Source organism: Herbaspirillum sp. B65, assembly GCF_000333555.1.
GTDB lineage: Bacteria > Pseudomonadota > Gammaproteobacteria > Burkholderiales > Burkholderiaceae_D > Herbaspirillum > Herbaspirillum rubrisubalbicans.
This window is the reverse complement of sequence record NZ_BADI01000724.1, coordinates 1-4159: the sequence shown is the minus strand read 5'-3', so window position 1 is coordinate 4159 and position 4159 is coordinate 1. Positions and strand designations below refer to the sequence as shown.

The window sequence follows — 4159 nt, the reverse complement described above, 5'->3', positions numbered from 1 at the left end:
GGACCTGGAAGGCAACCAGGCCATCGACACCCTGTTCTACAGCGCCGCCAATCCGCGCGAGCGCTACGACCCGCAACGCACCCTGCGACGCCAGAACCGCGCCTACCTGGGGGCGGGCAGCGTGCTCTATTCCAATCTGGGGCGTGCGCTGGCTACCATCGTGGCCGATACCTGCGGTCGCCATGACACCCTGGGCGGGGCCTGCGCGCAGGAGAGCAATACGGTGCGCTATGCGCTGGAGAAGCGTTATATGCATAGCTGCAGCCATCGATGGCGATGCGGATGGAGACCTTGCCGGCCTGGCTGGTATTGCGGCTCAGGTCGATGCGCTTGGGCCGGGTCTGGCCGCTGGCGGCATCGGTTTCCCAGTTGGCATAGGTGACGCGCCAGCCATCGCGGGTGTGGTAGCTGGTGTCATCCTCTCCGGCCTTGGCCACGAAGGGACGGCCGGACGCATCGACGCCGCTGCCTTGCAGCCACTGGCGCATCCCCGAGACCGGCAAGGGCCAGCCCAGAGATTGCGCAGCCAGGGCATCGACATCGGCAGCCACCTGCGGTGCGCGGCCCGACTGCACCAGGGTGGCGATGCCGGGCTTGACGTTGATGGTGGCCACCGTCTGGCCCAGCGGCGAGAACATCTCCAGGTTCAGCTCCTGCGCGGTCTGCTTCCAGAAGAAGCTGCCATGCAGGGATTGCGGGCGCTGGTCCTGTTCATACTGGACCGAGATGCGGCCATCGATCTCGATGTTGTTCTGGTAGGCCGCAGCGGCGGTACCAGTGGGAACCGCATCCTGCGACACCGTCGCGCAGCCGCCCAGCAGAGCGGCTGCGCAGAGGGCAGTGGCCCTCGCAAAAGCACATGTTTTGCTCATAACTTCACATTCAGACGTGCCAGTGTGCTTTTCAGGACTTCGTTCTGGGGTTCCTTCAGGCTGACTTCGCGCCACACCTTGCGCGCTTCGTCCCGCTTGCCATTGGTCCACAGCACTTCACCCAGGTGCACGCCGATCTCGACGTCGGCCCGCAAGCCATAGGCGCGGCGCAGCTGGGCTTCGGCCTGCTCGGTGCGGCCCATGCGGAACTGCACCCAGCCCAGGCTGTCGGCGATGAAGGGATCTTCAGGGGCCATGTCGGCGGCCTTCTGGATCAATTCCAGCGCTTCCGGCAGCCGCACGTTGCGATCGGCCAGCGAATAGCCCAGGGCGTTGTAGGCTTGCTGGTTGCCGGGCGCGAGCTGGATCACGCGGCGCAGCGACTTTTCCATCTCGTCGTACTTGCCCAGCTTTTCCAGGACCATGGAATAGTCGTAGAGCAGATCGGTATTGTTGGGGAAGCGCTGCAGGCCGCCCTTGAGCACGTCGGCTGCTTCCTGGTTGCGATTGGCGTCGCGCAGCAGGCTGGACTCGGCCATCATCAACTGCAACTGCTCGCCATCGTTGTTGGAGTCGGCTTGCGCATCCTCCAGTGCCTTGCGGGCAGCATCTATGTCGTTCTTGCGGGCCAGCAACTGGGCGCGCCGCACCTGGATGTTGACGTAGCCTTCGCTGCCGGGTTCGGCCTGGTCCAGGTAGCGCAGGGCCGAATCGAGGTCGCGCCGCTCTTCGGCAATGCGCGAGAGCAGCAGCAGCGCCTGGCTGGGGTCGCGGTCATCTTCCGGCTGCGCCGACAGGACCTGCAGGTAGCGTTGCAGGTAGTATTCGGCATCCTTCAACTGTTCGGTCTGGGCCGAGAGCACGCCGAGCGCGAAGAGCGTGGTGGCGTCTTCACCGTCTTCCTTCAACAGCGTCTCGAACTGGGTGCGGGCCTGCTTGTAGTCCTTCTGTTCGACCAGGCTGCGGGCGTAGGCCACGCGCACTTCACGCGAATCCGGGTACTTGCGCAGGAAGTCGGTCACCAGCTTGGTGGCGTCGGCATTGGTGGAGGCCACCTGGGCGGCGGTCAGCACGGCCAGTTCCGAGTCCGGCTTGATCTTCAGGGCGGTGGCGGCTTCGCGCTGGGCGGTAGCGGCGTCGCCCAGGCCAAAGGCGCCTTGCGCGAGCGCCAGATGGGTTTCCAGCAGGTCGCCATAGGGCTTGGTGATGTTCTGCAGGATGGTGTAGCTGGCTTGCTTGTCCTTGGCACGCGCCAGCAGGCGCTGGATCTGCATGATCATGGGACCGCGTGCCTGCGGGGCGGCGTCGGCCAGACGCTGGGTCAGCAGCGGTTCGATTTCATCGACGCTGTCCGACAGCATGATCAGGCCCAGGTAGTTCTGCAGGGCTTCATCCGAATGCGGCGCCAGTTCGGTCCACAGGCGCACCGCTACCAGCGCTTCGCCCGCCTGGCGTGCAGCCACGGCCATCTCGGCGGCGCGCTTGGCCAGGCGCGGGTCGCGCGTCTGCTGGGCGGCCGCCAGCATGGTCACATAGGCCGATTGCCACTGGCCGCGCTGGAAGGCGATTTCAGCCGTCAGCACTTTATAAAGGATGTCCTCGGTCAGCTCCACGGCCGGCAGCGCATCTTCCTGCGGCTGCACCTTGGCCTTGGGCGCCTTCTTGCGGTTGCCCGCCTTGGCGACGGCGGTCTTCTGATCCTGGGCCGCCTGGGGGTTCGCCTTGTCGCCGGGCTGCTGGAAGCTCGAGCAGGCCGTCAGCAGCAGGGAACTGGTGAGGAGGGCGATGGTTTTTTTCAAGATTTGATCCTGACGATTCACAGAGTTTCGATTTTACGCGCAACCAACGTGGCGTTGCTGACAGCGCAGTGTAATCCATCTTTGACAAGCTTCCGCGCCCAGGTTGCACGCACAGCTGCAGGTCTTGTTTTCGGCAAGTGCATTATCATATGCAGCTTCCTGCCCGTCGCCCCTTATCCGCAAGCCAATGCCAGAATTACCAGAAGTCGAAGTCACCCGTCGCGGGGTCGCCCCCTATCTGGAGGGCCAGACCGTCAGCGGCGTGGTCATGCGCCATACCGGCCTGCGCTGGCCTTTCCCGAGCGGGCTTGAGGCCTTGCTGGCCGGTCGCGTGATCCGTAGCACCGGACGGCGCGGCAAATACCTGCTGATCCATTTCGACCATGGCACGCTCATCGTGCACCTGGGCATGTCGGGGCACCTGCGCATCCTGCCGCCGGGCATCGCCCCGCAAAAGCATGACCACTTCGATCTCGAAGTGGGCGGCCAGGTCATGCGCATGACCGATCCGCGCCGCTTTGGCGCCATTCTCTGGCACGACCTGGCCGATGGCCACATCGAGGAACACCTGCTGCTGCGCAGCCTGGGCCTGGAGCCGCTGGAAGACAAGTTCAGCGCGCGGGAGTTGTTCCAGCAGACCCGTGGCCGCAGCGCGCCCATCAAGCAGGTGCTGCTGGCGGGCGACATCGTGGTGGGAGTGGGCAACATCTATGCCTCGGAGAGCCTGTTCAAGGCCCGCATCAATCCCAAGACCCCGGCCTACAAGATCAGCCTGGCGCGCTACGAGCGCTTGGCCGAGGCCATCCGCGAAACCTTGGCGGCGGCCATCGAGCAGGGGGGCAGCACGCTGCGCGACTTCATCGCCGTCAATGGGCAGTCGGGTTACTTCCAGCAGAATTACTTTGTCTATAACCGTACCGGCGAGCCTTGCCGCATCTGTGCCACGCCGATTCGCCAGATCAAGCAGGGCCAGCGCTCCACCTTCTATTGCGTGAGTTGCCAGAAATGAAGGGAATTGTTGAATCGCGCCGCAAGACGGCGGCCCCGCTCGATGCCGCTGGCGAGCAATATGAAGATCCTTCCTTTGCTGCCGCCGTCATCGCCTGGCAGAAACAGCATGGTCGCCACCAGCTGCCCTGGCAGAACACGCGGGACGCCTATCGCGTCTGGCTCTCCGAAATCATGTTGCAGCAGACCCAGGTAGCGGCCGTGATTCCCTACTACCAGCGTTTCCTGGAACGTTGCCCGGATGTCTTCGCGCTGGCTGCCGCCCCCTCTGAAGAGGTGATGGCGCTCTGGAGCGGACTGGGCTATTACACGCGCGCCCGCAACCTGCACAAGTGCGCGACGGGCACGCGACCGAAGGAAATCTGTTCGAAGGCAGCGTGCCACATGCGCGAATGGTGCACCGATTCGGTGGTATCTCGCTCGCGCAGTTCGGACAGGTCCAGGCCGGCGCAGAAGTTTCGCCACGGCCGTGATGATGGC

The 4159-nt window shown here is 64.3% G+C and carries 2 protein-coding genes and 3 pseudogenes; 3 read left to right on the top strand and 2 right to left on the bottom strand.

The features are described 5' to 3' along the window. Positions 1–280, top strand: a pseudogene (locus tag I5W_RS30060) (DUF1989 domain-containing protein); the annotation flags it as partial. Positions 281–326: 46 nt separating this feature from the next. On the opposite strand, the pseudogene lolB reads toward I5W_RS30060, so the two are convergent. Further along, a pseudogene (gene lolB / locus I5W_RS17055) lies at positions 327–872 on the bottom strand (lipoprotein insertase outer membrane protein LolB); the annotation flags it as partial. Then, the gene (locus I5W_RS17050) at positions 869–2671 is read right to left on the bottom strand and encodes a tetratricopeptide repeat protein (protein WP_199901755.1); all 1803 of its coding nucleotides are present in this window, start codon (positions 2669–2671) and stop codon (positions 869–871) included. The gene I5W_RS17050 and the pseudogene lolB, both read right to left, overlap by 4 nt. A gap of 187 nt (positions 2672–2858) precedes the next feature. Between I5W_RS17050 and mutM the strand changes: the two genes are divergently transcribed. Next, positions 2859–3680: a bifunctional DNA-formamidopyrimidine glycosylase/DNA-(apurinic or apyrimidinic site) lyase gene (gene mutM, locus I5W_RS17045; protein WP_044530113.1), complete on the top strand. Its 822-nt coding sequence runs from the start codon at positions 2859–2861 to the stop codon at positions 3678–3680. After that, a pseudogene (locus I5W_RS17040) lies at positions 3677–4159 on the top strand (hypothetical protein); the annotation flags it as partial. The gene mutM and the pseudogene I5W_RS17040, both read left to right, overlap by 4 nt.